We start from the raw sequence: 15709 nt of genomic DNA, 5'->3' as shown, positions 1-15709 counted from the left end.
GGCAGCGGGCCCTGCTGCCTGAGTCAGTCAATTAAGTAGTAGAGACTTACTTTTTCTCTTTGCTGAAAGAGTGGTTTCTAATGGTGAAAGCACTCGGTGCGGCTTTGTTGAAAGAGTGGTTGCGAATGGTGAACGCACTTGGTTGCTTCACATTGACCTGAGTATTTATCTTCATCGTTCTTTCCTTATTGATGGATATAGAGCTTTGAGGAATGCGCAGATGCGCGTTACTTGACCAAGTGGTAAAGAACTTTGCTGAGTTTGTTGTTAATAACAATTTAGACAGACGAATATTGTGATCTTACTTCAGACCTTTTTGTCTGCAAAATCAGGCAAAAAATTATGGCATAGAAAATTTATTAGACGCTGAAGCCCTTGTAATACGTGGCCTGTAGAAGAAGTGTCGATTTAGGGGGTGACGTGCTGTATATGCGTAAAGCGCATAACATTCCTTTTATTATTAACAAACTAGCTAACATTTCCTCCATTTGCGTCTAGCTCGCTAACGCGCTTCCTGTTCTCAATTCCGTTGATCAAAATCATCTTTCCGTTCAAAGGGCGAGTTTTTACCTTTTTTAGGGGTTTTTCTACCTTTTGACCACTTTGTTAATAATGGACATTCACGCTGACCCTCATGCGTGGATATACCAATGATCAGTACTAAGTGGCTCGAGCTATATCGCTATATCAATACCCAAGTCGATACGCTTCCAGCAGAACGCCTTTTTCTTGAACAATTGAATGACAAGCTGATGTTCATCAGCGCCCAGTTTTTAGAAAAGGGGAAACAGCCAAGCACCAAGCAAAAGGACTGGTTAGAAAATGAAGCCTTTACGTTGGTGTTCAGTGACATCATTCCGACGGTAAAACTGACGTCGGCTCAACTGTCTTTTTTATTCGAAACCTTGATGGCCGCGCAGCTTTGCCAATTGGCGATGGCGACCATCAATGAACACAAGCCATTGCTAGCAGAAGACGATTTCAAATCCAAATGTGGTTTGGTGTATCAGCAATTGGGCGACTATGACTTAGCGAAAGCCACATTCGAAGAGGCCATTGCATTAAACGATGCAAACCCGATGACCCATTGTCACCTCGGTTTTAACTTCCTCTACCAAGGCCACACAGAGCTGGCCATCGAATGCTTCAAATACAGCATTGAGGTAGGGCCTGAATTCGTGGGCGGCTATCAAAACCTTGCTGGTGTGTACTACCAAGACGGTGATTTTGCGCAGGCGGCTGAATTTGCAGAGCGTGCATTCTCTAAGTGCACCTCGCTTGTTTCAACCTACATCACTGCCATCAGCAGTTACCTCGCGCTTGGCGATAAAGCTAACGCGGAAGCGTGGATTAATCGTGCGTTTGAGCACAACGTTACGTCGATGGAGTTGGTGCGACTTGCAGGCATTTCGGCGCATCAAAACGGTCGCTGTGAAGAGGCGCTTGAGGCGTTGGATCATTACCTTTCCCACAATCCGAACAGCTTTGATGTGCTGAACATTCGTGCGCATGTCAAAGCAGAACTTGGTCACTTTGGCGATTTAGAAGCCGATTTGAAACAGCTTTTGGTGTTTGAGCCGCATGATGAATGGTCGCTTGAACACTTATTCCTTTGCTACTACCACAACGAACAGTGGGCAGATGCGCAAGCCGTGATGGTGCAGCTCAACAAGTTGGCTGCGCGCTACAAAATCACCTATCGAGAACAACTCAATACCATCAACAAAAAATTGAGCCTCGATCTCATCGACTTATCGTAAATACTGGAGCTACTGTGAAAACGCAATCTCATCAACGCGTTGAAAGCAATTCGCGCCGTGACTTCCTCAAACTTGGCGGCGTGGCTGCAGCAACTGTAACGGTTGGCGCAGCAGCAGGCGCAGGTTTTGTTTTGGGTCGCGATCCGGATGCCAATGTGGGCTATGGCCGAACGGAAGCGGGTAAAGACATGTTCTTTAACCGCGAACCCTTCCGCGTAGACGTTGCACCGACCATGGAAGTGGCGGGGGAACTTATTCGCCCTGAGTGGAGTGACTTTCTGTTCCACCGGACGCGCGTGTTAAGCGCCGATATGAAGGCGGGCTGGATCCCTACCAAAGATTGGCGTGAAATTCCTAACGAGCGCGTGCGTGAATACTATTCTCGCTACCCTGAGCGTTGGGCTGACATGTACGCATCGTTCGAAGAAAAAGCAGAACATGCGGCGAACTTCGAAAAGCACCGTTCCCGTTTTGCATTAGGTTGGGCATATTCCGCCGCCTACATGCGCGGTGTATACAGTGATTTCCCACCAAAACCACAAGGTCACCCGGATGAGGTGGACTTCCAATGGGTGAAGCGTCAAAAGCAAGAATTCAAATCCCCGAAACATGCGTCTGATCTGATCAAGAAGATGGCGTTTAAGTTCGGCATGAGCGTGGTGGGTATCACCAAGCTTGACCCGAATTTCGTGTTTAAAAACACCATGCGTGGCATGCCTGACTGGGACGAGAGCATTCCGAAGCACTGGAAGAACGTGATCATTTTCGGCACCCCAATGAACTGGGATCCTATGTATGCAGCGATAGGTTACTCCACGTCATACGACGGCTATTTCCGAGCGAAGAATGCATCGGGCTTGATGGCCGCGTTCCTTGGCGAACTGGGCTACGCAGCGCGTCCACAGTGGCCGGGTTCAGATTATGAAGTGGTTGTTCCGCCCTTGGCGATTCAAGCGGGCATGGGTGAAGCCGCGCGTAACGGCATCTTGTTAACGCCGGAACTGGGGCCAAACATTCGTCTGGCAGCCGTGATCACTGAATTGGATCTCGAAGCTGACAAACCTATCGATACGAAGGTGAAGCACTTCTGTGAAGAGTGCAAAATCTGTGCGGATTCTTGCCCAAGTGGGTCGATCAGCAAGGCGGATAAACCCGATGCGATTGTGCGTGGTTACCGCAAGTTTGAATTCAACCAAGACAGCTGCTGGACTATGTGGCGACAAGGCCCAACAGAAACCGCGATGGGTTGCCGTGTCTGTATCGCCGTGTGCCCTTATACCCGCAAGAACAACTGGATTCATGCGCTGGTGAAAGAAGCAGACCCTCGCGACCCAACGGGACTGACCCGTAAAACCTTGCTCGCGATGCAGCACAACTTCTTCTACTACCCAGAAGCAGAAGCGTATCACGGTGATTGGAATGGCGGCCGCTTTGCTGGCTATCACCAACCGCCAGAATGGATGCGCAGTGAGAACTACCTCAAGGTAGAGAAAACTTGGGAATATGACGGCAACTGGGAGGGATTTTAATGTTTCCTCAATCTACGGTACTTGATCCACTGTTTTGGATGGCGTTTGGTGCATTGCAAGTGTTGGTGTTTGCGGGTGCGAATCAGTGGGCGAAGCAATATGCGCTTGGCATGAATGGGTGGAAATGGTCAATCGTTGGCGGCTGGTGGGCATCTCTCGTACTGACTATCGCGGGTGCATTCACCTTACTTGGTGAAAACGAAGGCCTAGCGGGTTGGTACTTCCTTGGTTTTGTTGGCACAGCATTGATCATTGCGGGCGCAGTGATCCTTAGGGTGCTAATTGTGTTGAAGCCAAAAGCTAAGCAGTAGTTTTCATTGTCCATGTCTATTGAATAAAAGGAGCGAGCCTTTAGGCGTGCTTTCGCCATGAATAGCGGGAGCACGCATTCGGTTTGCAATAACGATGACAAAACAGAAATCCACGAATCGAAATAAAACCGTTGAGAAGGTGTTCAGCATTGTCTCTGTGATCCTGTTGATTGCCGCATGGTCTTTAGGCGGATTGCGCACTGACAATTCGCAATCTCAGTTTTTTAAACAGGTGCTCGCAAGCGGTGAACAGGCTGTTGAGGTTTCACCGCGTTTGTTCAAAGTTGTGCCTGACGGACAACGTGATGCTGAACCGTTGAAATGGATTGGTATCGGTGCGGGTGTTGGTTACGGTGGTGAGTTGACGGTGGGTGGTGTGTTCCTGTCTGATGGCCAAGTTGAAACGATCGCCTTATTGTCGTCCAAAGAAACCGCGTCTTACTTCGACAAAGTGGTGGATGAAAAGCTGCCTGACGGGCTGCTCGAACAGAACATTGTACGCACCTTGTCCATAGATGCTGTTTCAGGTGCGACGCTTACCTCTGCTGCCTATACCCATGCGTTAAACCAGGCGGCAGATCCGGTGCGAGCGATTGAATTTAATTACCAATTATCTGATACACCTGCTCTTTGGGAATACCTGAAATGGTTGGATCTGGCGGCCGTTTTGTTCTTTGGTGTGGCGGTTTGGGTGAACAAAACGCGTTCGCCGCATAAAGCGAAAATGAACGGCGCGATCTTGTTCGCATCGACCTTGGTTTTTGGTTTTTACTCCGCGTCGTTGTATTCCGCATCGACCATGGGCGGGCTCATTTTTGGCTCATGGCTCACAGGTGTCGCGAACTATACGCCGTTCATTTTGTTAGCCTTGAGCCTTGGTTACATTGTCTATTACAACCGCAATGTGTATTGCCAGAGCTTGTGTCCTTTCGGGGCCGTTCAGCAATGCTTGGCAAAGGTGGGAAATGCCAAATCGTCACCTGTTCGACATCAATTCTTTGTCTGGTTACCGCGCGTGATCTTGCTAGCGACGCTTTGTCTTGGGGCATATTTTCGCAATCCAGCTGGGTTTGTGTATGAGCCGTTTGGTATCGCTTTCGGTATGATCGGCGGCATGTATTTGTTTGTACTGACGATACTGATTTTACTCACCTCTTTAGTGGTTCGTCGTCCTTGGTGTCAAAGCCTTTGTCCAATCAATGCGATGACCGATTTCGTGGTATTCAATAAAAACTGGTTCAAACAAGTGAGAACCCAATCTGCGAAGAAAAAGCGGGCTTCAAGTGTGAGTGAACGAGCAGGGGATACGCGCCGAACTCGTCAGACTGGAAGAAAGGAGACTGAGGAATGAGAAAACATTTGTCATTGGTGTTCTTTTGTCTCGCGACGGTGCTGATTTTGCTGCAATTGCTGTTCAGCCTCATGGAATTAACCCAAGATCAGCGTCAACATCAGATCTTACATGTCATCACTCGCACCATTGAGAAAGCGCCAGTGATGGAAGCGCCGACACCGCACATTGATTTCAAAAAAATGGCGCAAGAGATGGAACAAGAAAAGTACTGATACCTGCAAGTGTCTGTACAAGCTTAAGTGATAAGAACACAGAATTCTTAAAATAGTACTGGCACTTAGGGGGGAGTGAAAGACTTTCCCTCTAAGCGCCATTTTTGGGTTAAACATGAGCGAAAAATGCATTCCCGTTGAACGTATGCGTTCAGAATTGGCTTTAGCCGAGCTCCATATCCTTCGTATTTCTTCTTTGTATGACTCTCGAGGGATCCACGATGTGTCTCGTCCACACCGTTTGAACTTCAGTGCATTGATATACATTACTGAAGGAGAGGGCGTTCATTATATCGATCATCAAAGGTACGTGATTCGTGCGGGCACACTGCTCACCCTTGGCAGAAACCAAATCCACAGCTTTGCGAAAGATCGCAGCGTTGACGGGTACGTATTGCCGTTCAATTGCACCTTTCTCTCATCTGCATCCAACGACCCGTATTTTGATGTGATGATTGCAGCGTTAAGCCATATCAACTGCCTGCCTAACGCAAGCGATGATATCGATAGCTTGTTCAACACCCTAGCGGAAGCATTTACGTCAACCTCTGAATTCAACGTTGAAATCATCCGTAGTTTACTGCGTTGCATCATGTTGAAATCGGTTGTGCCTGCTTTTAAGGCACAATATGAAGCCGCGCCGCCGACGGTCAGTAGTAGCGAGTTTTATCGCTTAAAGCAGTATGTTGATCGCCACTTCAACGACAGACCCTCCTCATCGGACATCGCTTTGGCGCTTGGCAAAAGTATCAAGCAACTCGACAAACTCGCCAAATCTCATGCAGGGGAGAGCGTTAAAGAACTCGTAGACGGACGCGTGCTCCTTGAAGCAAAACGTTTACTGGCGTTCAGCCAATATTCCATCGCAGATATCGCCGCTCAGCTTGGTTTCAATGAAGCCACAAACATGACCAAGTTCTTCAAGCGCCACACAGAGGTGAGCCCGAAAGATTTTCGCCAACTGTGCCGAATGGGATTGAGGCAGAAGTGATGGATGGATCTTTAGGAAGGACTGATTCCCATGAACCTGTGCATGATTCTTGCTTCCTGAATTAGATTGCGTTTGGCGTGATTATCTAAGCCAAAGCAAAGGTCTAGATCAAAGCGGTCAGTGGATTCTCGTGTGAAAATTCCACCTGAATCGAATGTTGAAGACTGAGTATTGGCTCAGAAACAAGGATGAGGATTGAGTGTGAGCGACGAATATAATTTTGCAATTTCAAAACATTACGCAACTTACAGACCACCGCTTCATGCTATGATTTTGGCACGGATCTTCAAGCAATCAGACAAGGTAGATGTCGGTCTGGATATTGGTTGCGGTACTGGCGTTTCTAGCATTGCATTGGCGCCATATTGCACATCTGTGTTGGGTATTGATCCTAGTGAAGCCATGATTGCACAGGCGGTTGAAGCACAGGGTATCACGTATCAATTGGGGTCAGGAGAAGCCATTCCGTTGGCGGATAATACGGTTGATGTGGTGACGTTCGCCGGTTCTTTATCTTATGCAAAAACGGAGACGCTGGTGGGCGAGCTAGTTCGTGTTTGTGCGCCGAAGGCTCGTATCATCGCGTATGATTTTGACGTATGTCTTGAAGAAACCTTACTTTTGCTGGGAAGCCAAGTTGATGTAAAAACCAGCGCGTATGATCACGCGATCAATTTCAGCGGCAGCCCCGAGTTAGAAGAAGAAAAAGTGGTTAAAGACACCCTGGGGTTAGAAATGGATTCTGAGCAACTGGCTCATGTCCTTCTTTCATCAACAAAACGCTATGATGTTTTCACGACAATGTTTAAGAGCGACTCGCCTTTTGAACCTTTAGTGAAGAAGTTAGATGCGATTGGATTACTGCATACGGTTAATGCCGACATCTACTATTCGACATACCGCTGTTGAAAAAAGCCTGTTAATTGCTATGAAAACGGGCAATGAATACACGAAAAAGGAGCGCAGTTGGCGCTCCTTTATTCATGAAAGCGATGGATTACAGCCCTCGCATAGTGTGATTAAACGAGCTCGCAACCCGTAACGAAATCGATGTTACACGTGTTAAAATGGCCCCACTGGTTTTGGAGCTGAATAGAGGTACCATCGCAGAAATCTAGCGTGACACATCCCCATGATTGGCTGACCGAAATTTGGCTCATAGAAGTTGCAAGGGAGTCGTCAATTTGGATCTTATCACCGCACCAACCATTGAAGTCAGTGATGACGTCGCAGCCATCATTCTTATCGAAGAAGAAAACATCTTTGCCTAGGCCGCCGGTGAGTACGTCATTGCCTTGACCGCCATGCAATACGTCGTTGCCCCATCCACCGTCGAGCTTATCCTTACCACAACCGCCAACTAAAATGTCATCGCCGCATTCGCCATAAAGTTTGTCATTGCCGTTACCGCCGTAAAGCTTGTCATTACCCCAGCCGCCATAGAGGTGATCGTTACCTTGGCCGCCTTTGATGATGTCATTATCATTGCCGCCATAAAGTTTGTCGTCGCCACAACCACCGTCTATGTAGTCACAACCGTTACCACCTTTGATCAGATCACCATCATTGCTTCCGATAATCTTATCGTTACCAGAACCACCATCAATGAGGCATTCATTGCCATATGCAACAATATAGTCATCACCACCTTTTCCATACAGCCAATCTACGTTGCAATCACTGATGATGGTGTCGTCGCAAGATGTTCCATGTTTTATCGTCATTTGATTTTCCTTTAGTTCACAGAATTGATGTTTTTCGCACCCTACAGCTCCAAAGGCAGACAGAATATGACAGAAAAAATGGACAATACAATTGGTATGCTGACACTAATACACTTAATAACAGTATGTTTATTATGTCTTCTCAAATGTGCGGTAAAATTGTTGTCAAAAATTAACCATGTCTAAAATGATGGTCATGTGGCTTTAATCTAGACAGGCAAAATACGTTAAAGTTGGGGGAGATAACGAGGTAGTGGTGCTGGATTGAGATACTTACACAGACGATGTATTGTCTCTATGCAGCTGACGTGATCATCTCTAAATGCATGCACATTAAAAGGCGAGCGCACCTGCTTGTTGGCAAATGCTCCGCCTTGTTAGTGCGCTAACATCGAAGAGAATACGGTGTTTATTCGCTTTGAATTAACGATACGGTTTTAGCGGTATCTTGGATGGATTGTTTTACTGAACGAGGCGTCCAATCAAACAGCGAACGCGTTGCTGCATTATCTGCACTTAAGTTCATGCCTAGCATTCCCAACATGCCCTTTGCTTCTCGATCGAACAATGACATAAACCGAAGGAAGAAATTTGGCGCGATGCGCGTGCTCGGTCCTTTATAACCTTCGTCTTTTAATATTTGCGCCATTTCCGCAAAACTACTTGGCGCTGAGCCTGCCGCTAAAATGCGCTTGCCGTTAGCCTTGGGGGTGAGCATGGCTTGAACATGGAGCACGGCGAGATCACGAACATCCACCATTGGAAAAGCGATATTTGGTACAAGAGGGAGCTTGCCGTTCAACATTTGATCAACAATGGCCATTGTTTGACCCGTGATGTTTGTGCCCAATGGAGGACCAAAAACCCCCCCTGGGTTCACGGTGACAAATTCCATTGTATTGGAATCAGGTAGGTTGTTTATGAATTCCCACGCCGCGCGTTCTGCAAGGGTTTTGCTTTTTGTGTAGGTACTGATTTGACTTGAGTTAGCGTCCGTCCAGTCACCTGGGCCGAATGTGCCTGTTTTCATGCTGCCCATCATTGCCACGATTGAACTCGTCAAAACGATGCGTTTTACGCCCGCGTGTTCACCTGCACGCAGCGCGCGTAGGGATCCTTCAACGGCGGGTGTGATCATTTCTTCTTCTGTTTTTGGGTTCGCGATGGTGAAGGGCGACGCAATATGCATGATGTAATCACACCCTTCAGCAGCCTCGTTCCAGCCTTTGTCTGATGTGAGGTCGAGTTGCACAAACGTAAGGTGTCGAGTATCAACGGAGGCTGCCGCAAGTGTAATCAGCACTTCGTCAGCTTTCTTCATGTCACGAATTGACCCACGTACCTCAAACCCCTGATTTAAAAGTTCTTTGGCGCAATGCAATCCGATAAAACCTGATATCCCCGTGACTAAAACTCTCTCTCTTGTGTTGTGCGACATGTTACGCTTCCTCATTGATTGTTTATTTAAGTACCATGCGGTACATTAAGTAATCAAAAACGTCATGTCAACATTAAATACCAGTTGGTACTTATTAATGAGTCTAGATTCAGTTAAAGCGCCGAGAGGCCGACCAAAAACGTTAAATAGGAATCATATCCTTGAGATTGCGATGCTTGCTTATTGGCAAAGCGGCACGCGTGATGTGTCGATAAACGAAATCTGTCGGCAAGCCAATGTGTCTAAACCTGGTTTATACCGTGAGTTTGGTAACGAAGATGGCTTGATGACAGCGGTGCTCCTTGCCTATCTACAGGGCGTGCTCATACCACTGTTGGAAATACTTCAAAGTGAACGCCCATTTCATCAGGTATTGGATGAATTGGTGACGTTCATTGCGGAAGATCCATCTGAACAACAGGTTCCTAAAGGGTGTTTGATGGTAAAGATGCGTGAATCTAGGATGTCGCTAGGGCAAGAGACCCAGTCACAGATAGTGAAATCCCATAAAGAGATTCTGGGAATGTATGAAAGGTGGATTCAAGGTTGTAAAGATAACGGAAGTTTCCGTTCTGAAATGTCACCTGCGTTTGCCGCTGAGTATATTGATGCGCAATTGACGAGCGCTCTTGCACAACTAGCAAGAGGGGAAGATAGCACCAATGTAAAACGTATTTTGGAGACCTCGTTGTCAGTGTTTCGTTGAACACACTGAGTAGACATCATTTCTCTTTTTCAAGCACACCGTTTCGGTGCGTTTTTGTTTATTTCCCTTTTTAACGGTTTACTCTCACAGACTAAACAGAAAGTTAGCGATCGCTAATAGATAATGATGCCTGCTTCGCGAGTTGTAGCAGGGGCATTCATTGTGAAAGAAGTGCGGAGATAACATGAAAGAAATAACACGCATAAACCATGCAGGGCTGCGCGTTCGTGATCTGGGTATCACGCGTGAGTTTTATGAAAAGCTGGGGTTTGTTTTTATCGTCGGGCCTATTGGACCTGAGCCCGTCGCTGTGATGGAGCACCCCGCTGGAATTAACATCAACTTCATTCTCAATGCGTCTGACGATGCGTCTGAAAAAAATATCCTTTCGGATATGCCAGTCAAACACACTGGGTTTACCCACTTTGCATTAGAAATTACCGATGTAGAAGGTGTGAAAAACACGCTGGCCGACCACAATATTCCAATCACTGAAACCATCAATTTACCTGATGGTACAGAATTCTTCTTTATACGAGATCCTGACGGCAACGTGATTGAATTTCACAAACCTGCGCCGTAGTTGTCTATGCCCTTTTAGGGGCGGACACGCTGGTGCTTAGCGCTATGTAAACATCTACAGACAATAAAACCTCAGGATGTGTTGAATGAACCAGAAACTCGAAAATGCAAAAGCGCTCTACATGGAAGGGATCAGGGACGGTCATGCGCGTCAGGCCGTTGAAAAATATACCGGTGATCGCTATACCCAGCACTCAACAGGTGTGAAAGATGGTACCGCGGGTTTTATCGAATTCTTTGAACCTTTCCTTGAACGAAATCCCATTCGACACATTGAGGTTGTTCGTGGATTTGAAGATGGGCAGTACGCGTTTGTGCATGTTTATCAAAGTCTGAATCACGGCGAGTCACAATGGGTGACGATGGATTTCTTTGATACCGACGAGAAAGACAAGATCATTGAGCATTGGGATGTGATTGCAGAATACGTGGGTGAAACTGCATCAGGGCGCACTCAGGTTGACGGTGCAACGGAGATTACTGACACCGACGACACGGCGACAAACAAAGCGCTGGTGCGTGCGATGATTGAAGATTTGCTGATGCCAAATGGCAACCTTGGTAAAGCTGACGAGTATATCGCTCAGGATTATATCCAACACAGCGTGGATATCGCTGATGGTCGTGATGCGCTAGTAGGCATGCTGACATCGTCTGAGCGTGCACTTTGGTATCAAGAGATCGTGTTGTTGATTGGCTGCGGTGACTTTGTGGCAACGCTAAGCCGCACTGCGGTGGATGGCCAAGAATACGCCCAAACGGATTTGTTCCGTCTGGAAAATGGCAAGATAGCGGAACATTGGGATGCCTCAGAACCCGTTCCCGCTGCAGAAGAATTGGCGAACAGCGGTAAATTCTAAGCACGTGACTTTCATGACGGTAAGCGGGGATGCCCATGGCATATGACGAAGGGTTAGCGGAGAGAATACGTGAGTGTTTTCAAAACCGAGAGAACGTTGAGGAAAAGAAAATGTTCGGCGGGCTCTGTTTCATGCTGAATAATCACATGTGCTGTGGAATCGTCGGTGAAACCTTCATGGGGCGTGTCGGGCCAGATAATTATCAAGCCTGTTTGGAAAAGCCCTTTGCCAGTGAAATGGATTTTACGGGTAAAGCCCTAAAAGGCATGGTGTATGTCGCCCCTGAAGGCACCGGAGAAGATCACGAATTGCAAGTGTGGGTAGAAACCTGCGCCACCTTTGTCCTTTCGCTCCCGCCAAAAGTACCCAAAAAACGAAAGTCAGATTGTTAGGGTATCAACCGCTATAAACAAATAACCCGCCATAGAGGCGGGTTATTATTTAAGACATTCCAAAATAAAAAAGATCAGTCTCTTTTGTGATTGAAAAATTTGTGTTGGATGATGATGTTTCTATCTTTGAATAATACTTATCGCTACCTTTTGTGATTGGTGTGATTAATACGCCCCTCCCTAGGTGCACTTAATGTGCGAGGGTTTTATTCAATTATTTGATCTATGCTGGCTGTATTCTTTACATGTCCCATAAACGAATCATTTTATGACGCTTCAAAGGGTTAGCTTAAAAGTTGGTAATGACACTTTTATTGTTATGAATGCTCATTCATACCGTGAGGTGAGTTACTGTTTAGCATCACCTGCTATTGGGTTGGGAATCCTTTTTTAGGAAGGTTTCCAATTTTGGTGTTGCTAATAATAAAAATATAAAAGGTAACTATTCAAATGAAGGAGTAAGTATCATGAAAGGATACTTGAAATTAGTTGGCACTCTCGTGATTTTCTCGTTTCTAGGAGGGTGTTCTCACGCGATAAATATTACACCCCCAGTGACAAGTATGAATTCCGTAGATGTTGGCGAAAAAGTAGATAAAAATGTCGCGTATTATATTTCTAGCGAAGACAAAAATAAGAAGGTCACAACCCCTGGAGGTGGCGGCGACAAGGTATCATACAAGCCTTATGCTGATACTGAAGTTGCACTAAATGTCATGCTATCGAAAGTGTTTAAAAAAGTGTATTCACTAAAAGATATCAATGATAAAGCTTATATCGCTGACAATGGTATCAGTTATATATTTAAGACTGATATGAAAACGGATTCTTCTTCAAGCAGTCCATTTACATGGCCACCGACCAGTTTTACCTACGAGCTAACCTGTACCGCTGTTGATGCTTCTGGTGCAAATGTATGGAGTAAAACGGTTAAATCGGTTGGGAATGCAGAATTTGATGAATTCAAACATGATTTTTCTTTATCTGCCCGTCGAGCGACAGAAGATGCGTACAAGAAAATGCTGATGGAAATTGCAGCATCTCCTCAATTTAAGCAGTAATGGAGAGTTAAATGAATATTAAACGATTTTTTACCCTACTTTTTATTGTTGCTTCAGTTTCTGGCTGTTCTGTAATGGCGCCACCGTATCAGGCTGGTCTTCTTGCCGGTAATGATATTAGAGGAGCAGAAAATGTAGATATGAAAACTGGCCATTTTACGATGGTAAAGCCTTCTTTGAATAAAATCAGTCTAAGAGCTTCAAATTTGGTCTCACCCTATAAAAATTCGTTCTCCGAGTATCTGAGAAAAGGGCTGGAAGAAGAATTGAAAATCGCATCTCTTTGGAACGAAAACAGTGATGTGGTCGTGAGCGCTGTTCTATTGGAAAATGATGTAGACGCATCAGGTATTAATATTGGAACTGCAGATCTCTCTGCCAATTTCGAGGTTAACGCTCAAGGTGAGAAAATCTATGATAGGATACATTCTATTCATCACGAGTGGGATTCCTCCTTCATGGGAGCGATTGCTATTACAAATTCGCAGCTAGGCTACCAAGAGGCGGTTAAGAAACTTCTTAGAAACTTCCTCAATGACCCTATATTGCTTTCTGCGTTAACGAAAGAAGTAGAAAATCAGTAAGTTGAAACAAATAACCCGCCATAAAGGCGGGTTATTTTTATCTACGCAGATACGTAAGGTAAATTAATCGTCGCAGTCATCTTCTAGTGAGATCTCGCGAGCGATGTGTTTACCGTCGATGATGATGCCTTCAACTTCGACACATTCACCGCTTAAATTATCGAAATCAATGCGGTCTTCGTATTCGGTATTAGCATCAGTCACGATGGCTTTGCCATTGATGGTAAACGAAAGGGTGTCGCTATCAATGTCAGTAACGAAGCCTTGTTCTTCAAACTCGAATTGATCCCAATCGATATCAAAATCAAAATCAAAATCAAAATCAAAATCGTCTTCAAATTCGATTTCTTTGGCGTACACCGCGTTGCCTTGTTTGCCGATCTCTACTTCGACCAACGCACCTGCTACAAGGTTGTTTTTGTTGCCATCATCAAACTCAGTGGTTGAGCGTACAGCAATACGACCACGATAGTTCAGTTCGAATTCGCGTTTATCGTTAGCAACCCAAGTCACGATACCTTCGATCTCGCCGTCATTTGGGAAGTCATCGTAGGTTTCGATAGTGATATTTTCTGCAGTTATCGACCCTTCAAACTCATTGTATTGACCCAACACTTCTACCCACATTCCGTTTTCTAGGCTTTTCTCACCTGAAACGATGCGAGGGTCAAACCAAACTGTCAGTGATTTTCCGATTTTGAATGACGAATTTTCAGCTATCGAAGAAACATAGCCTTCAACAATTGTTCCACCAATGCTCGGGTCTTGTGCAAATTTCACCACAGACAACACTTTGTAACCCGCGTTAGCGGTTGGCATCGACGAAACCATTACCCAGTCGCCGTTGACGATGTGAGTCGAAAGACGTGGGAACTTGAGGCTAACGCCAGCAACCGAGAAGGTACTGTTTAAACGGTTAATGTTTTCAATTTGACCAATAAAGGTTGGTTCAAGCTCCACACTGCCGTTGGTTGCGCGAGATTGATTACTGACTTTTACCATCATGTTGGGTTCGAGTGTCAGCATGTCTTGAGCAAACGTTTGGCCCTGAAAAGAGGCAGACGTCGCTTGGTATTCGTAGCCATTGACGGTCACTGTCGTTTTAGACACGCTATCAATGGTTCCTTCAATCGCAGAAGGCGCAGCTTGTGCTGATGAATCACTTCCGCCATCGCTGCCACCACAGCCAAACAAGGCAAAAGTTACCATTGAAAGAAAAGCATATCGTTTCATTTTATAAGCCTTAAAAAGTGATGCTGCTTAATGAGCGGCGGGAATCTATCACAACGAAATCCCCGAAGATTCATCACTTTTGTCAGCGTTTTGTCAATTTGGATATTGCTCTTAAGGCATGACTAATTATCTGGTGGGTTAGGGTGTTTTTTCACCAAATGACAATGGGTTAGAGGTTAAGCAGAGGGGGATGAGAGAAACGATGTCAGCTTTTGTTGTTCTGTATCGTTAAAGATGACATAGCCAATCGGCACATGTGTGTTTATCGTTGCGATCAGGCGTTCTGCACTTTCTTTTCCAAACCCGCCACACAGTTCGATCACCTCTATGCCAGATTCGACAAAATCACGCACTGCGGCAATGGCTTCTTCATCTGTTGAAACGCCCACAACCTTGGTAAAGAAAAAGCCCGAATCCAATGTGCTGTGGTGGGTATCTGGCGTGTAGTTTTCACCTTTTACGATAAAACCGTACTTTTTAATCACAGCGAACTCCTTTTTTGCGGGGGCGGGTCGAGGTGCTCAGCAAGAAATGACAGCACAGTGGTTTCGTATTGATCGGTATTGAAACTATGTAAATCGACATGTGCAGCACCTTCCATCACATTGAGGTATTTCGGTTCGGGCGCATTGTCAAAAAGCATAAGGGCTTCGTATAAGAAAGTTCTTTTGTCCTTGTCACCTTGTATGAAGAGCACTGGCGCATTGAGGTGCTTTACAGCCTTGGCGCGTTCTACCATGTCACGCTTTGAACCGCGATTCCCGTGTAAAAGCAACACGCAGGCTTTACGGGCCTCTACAGGAAAATACCACGCGCTGATGGTTTCAATCGTGACGTTTTCCGCCGTTGGCGCATCCGCTGGGAGATGCACCGTTTGATTTGCTGGCGATGAAAGCTTGGAGCCTAACAGCCAGAAGGCACCGAGCATGGCGGCAAAAATCAGACAGAGTAAAATGCCGACGTTTTTCACAT

General features: G+C 45.9%; 19 protein-coding genes. 13 read left to right on the top strand and 6 right to left on the bottom strand.

Going from position 1 to position 15709, the window contains the following annotated elements:
• Nucleotides 1–46 precede the first annotated feature (46 nt).
• Complete coding sequence (locus EQP46_RS24520) at nucleotides 47–175, bottom strand: hypothetical protein (RefSeq protein WP_017015440.1); 129 nt, start codon at nucleotides 173–175, stop codon at nucleotides 47–49.
• Nucleotides 176–650: 475 nt separating this feature from the next.
• Between EQP46_RS24520 and EQP46_RS01610 the strand changes: the two genes are divergently transcribed.
• The 7 genes from EQP46_RS01610 to EQP46_RS01580 all read left to right on the top strand — a co-directional run bounded on the left by EQP46_RS01610 (nucleotide 651) and on the right by EQP46_RS01580 (nucleotide 7066).
• Nucleotides 651–1760, top strand: coding sequence for a tetratricopeptide repeat protein (locus EQP46_RS01610; protein WP_129491979.1), 1110 nt, complete (start codon nucleotides 651–653; stop codon nucleotides 1758–1760).
• Between the two features lie 14 nt (nucleotides 1761–1774).
• Entirely contained in the window at nucleotides 1775–3289 is a 1515-nt protein-coding gene (locus tag EQP46_RS01605; RefSeq protein ID WP_129491978.1) for a 4Fe-4S dicluster domain-containing protein, read from the top strand.
• Nucleotides 3289–3600: a hypothetical protein gene (locus EQP46_RS01600; RefSeq protein ID WP_129491977.1), complete on the top strand. Its 312-nt coding sequence runs from the start codon at nucleotides 3289–3291 to the stop codon at nucleotides 3598–3600. The genes EQP46_RS01605 and EQP46_RS01600 overlap by 1 nt, the downstream gene beginning before the upstream one ends.
• 94 nt (nucleotides 3601–3694) lie before the next feature.
• Nucleotides 3695–4951 (top strand): FMN-binding protein, encoded by a 1257-nt coding sequence (locus tag EQP46_RS01595; protein WP_129491976.1) that lies wholly within the window; start codon nucleotides 3695–3697, stop codon nucleotides 4949–4951.
• The gene (locus EQP46_RS01590) at nucleotides 4948–5166 is read left to right on the top strand and encodes a hypothetical protein (RefSeq protein WP_129491975.1); all 219 of its coding nucleotides are present in this window, start codon (nucleotides 4948–4950) and stop codon (nucleotides 5164–5166) included. Before EQP46_RS01595 ends, EQP46_RS01590 begins: the two co-directional genes overlap by 4 nt.
• 115 nt (nucleotides 5167–5281) lie before the next feature.
• Complete coding sequence (locus EQP46_RS01585; RefSeq protein ID WP_129491974.1) at nucleotides 5282–6157, top strand: AraC family transcriptional regulator; 876 nt, start codon at nucleotides 5282–5284, stop codon at nucleotides 6155–6157.
• A gap of 201 nt (nucleotides 6158–6358) precedes the next feature.
• Complete coding sequence (locus EQP46_RS01580; protein ID WP_129491973.1) at nucleotides 6359–7066, top strand: class I SAM-dependent methyltransferase; 708 nt, start codon at nucleotides 6359–6361, stop codon at nucleotides 7064–7066.
• Between the two features lie 110 nt (nucleotides 7067–7176).
• On the opposite strand, the gene EQP46_RS01575 is transcribed toward EQP46_RS01580, so the two are convergent.
• Both EQP46_RS01575 and EQP46_RS01570 read right to left on the bottom strand, forming a co-directional pair.
• Entirely contained in the window at nucleotides 7177–7881 is a 705-nt protein-coding gene (locus tag EQP46_RS01575; RefSeq protein ID WP_129491972.1) for a calcium-binding protein, read from the bottom strand.
• 409 nt (nucleotides 7882–8290) lie between these two features.
• The gene (locus tag EQP46_RS01570; protein ID WP_129491971.1) at nucleotides 8291–9319 is read right to left on the bottom strand and encodes an SDR family oxidoreductase; all 1029 of its coding nucleotides are present in this window, start codon (nucleotides 9317–9319) and stop codon (nucleotides 8291–8293) included.
• 97 nt (nucleotides 9320–9416) lie between these two features.
• Here EQP46_RS01570 and EQP46_RS01565 point away from each other — a divergent pair, with 97 nt between their 5' ends.
• The 6 genes from EQP46_RS01565 to EQP46_RS01540 all read left to right on the top strand — a co-directional run bounded on the left by EQP46_RS01565 (nucleotide 9417) and on the right by EQP46_RS01540 (nucleotide 13504).
• On the top strand, nucleotides 9417–10025 hold the full coding sequence (locus tag EQP46_RS01565) for a TetR/AcrR family transcriptional regulator (RefSeq protein WP_240671591.1): 609 nt from the start codon (nucleotides 9417–9419) through the stop codon (nucleotides 10023–10025).
• A 184-nt stretch (nucleotides 10026–10209) separates the two neighbouring features.
• Entirely contained in the window at nucleotides 10210–10608 is a 399-nt protein-coding gene (locus EQP46_RS01560; protein WP_129491970.1) for a VOC family protein, read from the top strand.
• 85 nt (nucleotides 10609–10693) lie between these two features.
• Nucleotides 10694–11467, top strand: coding sequence for a nuclear transport factor 2 family protein (locus EQP46_RS01555; RefSeq protein WP_129491969.1), 774 nt, complete (start codon nucleotides 10694–10696; stop codon nucleotides 11465–11467).
• Between the two features lie 35 nt (nucleotides 11468–11502).
• A complete protein-coding gene (locus EQP46_RS01550) occupies nucleotides 11503–11859 on the top strand; it encodes a TfoX/Sxy family protein (RefSeq protein WP_129491968.1) in 357 nt (118 codons plus the stop codon).
• A 467-nt stretch (nucleotides 11860–12326) separates the two neighbouring features.
• Nucleotides 12327–12920 carry a hypothetical protein gene (locus tag EQP46_RS01545; RefSeq protein ID WP_129491967.1) on the top strand — a complete coding sequence of 198 codons (594 nt, stop codon included), beginning with the start codon at nucleotides 12327–12329 and terminating at the stop codon, nucleotides 12918–12920.
• Nucleotides 12921–12931: 11 nt separating this feature from the next.
• Nucleotides 12932–13504: a hypothetical protein gene (locus EQP46_RS01540; RefSeq protein ID WP_129491966.1), complete on the top strand. Its 573-nt coding sequence runs from the start codon at nucleotides 12932–12934 to the stop codon at nucleotides 13502–13504.
• Nucleotides 13505–13567: 63 nt separating this feature from the next.
• On the opposite strand, the gene EQP46_RS01535 is transcribed toward EQP46_RS01540, so the two are convergent.
• The 3 genes from EQP46_RS01535 to EQP46_RS01525 all read right to left on the bottom strand — a co-directional run bounded on the left by EQP46_RS01535 (nucleotide 13568) and on the right by EQP46_RS01525 (nucleotide 15707).
• Nucleotides 13568–14737, bottom strand: a complete 1170-nt coding sequence (locus EQP46_RS01535; protein ID WP_129491965.1) for a DUF5666 domain-containing protein — start codon at nucleotides 14735–14737, stop codon at nucleotides 13568–13570.
• Between the two features lie 176 nt (nucleotides 14738–14913).
• Entirely contained in the window at nucleotides 14914–15222 is a 309-nt protein-coding gene (locus tag EQP46_RS01530; protein ID WP_129491964.1) for a DUF6506 family protein, read from the bottom strand.
• On the bottom strand, nucleotides 15219–15707 hold the full coding sequence (locus EQP46_RS01525) for an alpha/beta hydrolase family protein (RefSeq protein WP_129491963.1): 489 nt from the start codon (nucleotides 15705–15707) through the stop codon (nucleotides 15219–15221). The genes EQP46_RS01530 and EQP46_RS01525 overlap by 4 nt, the downstream gene beginning before the upstream one ends.
• Nucleotides 15708–15709: the final 2 nt, after the last annotated feature.

This window comes from Enterovibrio baiacu (assembly GCF_004120195.1).
Lineage (GTDB): Bacteria > Pseudomonadota > Gammaproteobacteria > Enterobacterales > Vibrionaceae > Enterovibrio > Enterovibrio baiacui.
The sequence above is the reverse complement of the archived record's forward strand: the minus strand, read 5'-3'. Positions and strand labels throughout refer to the sequence as shown.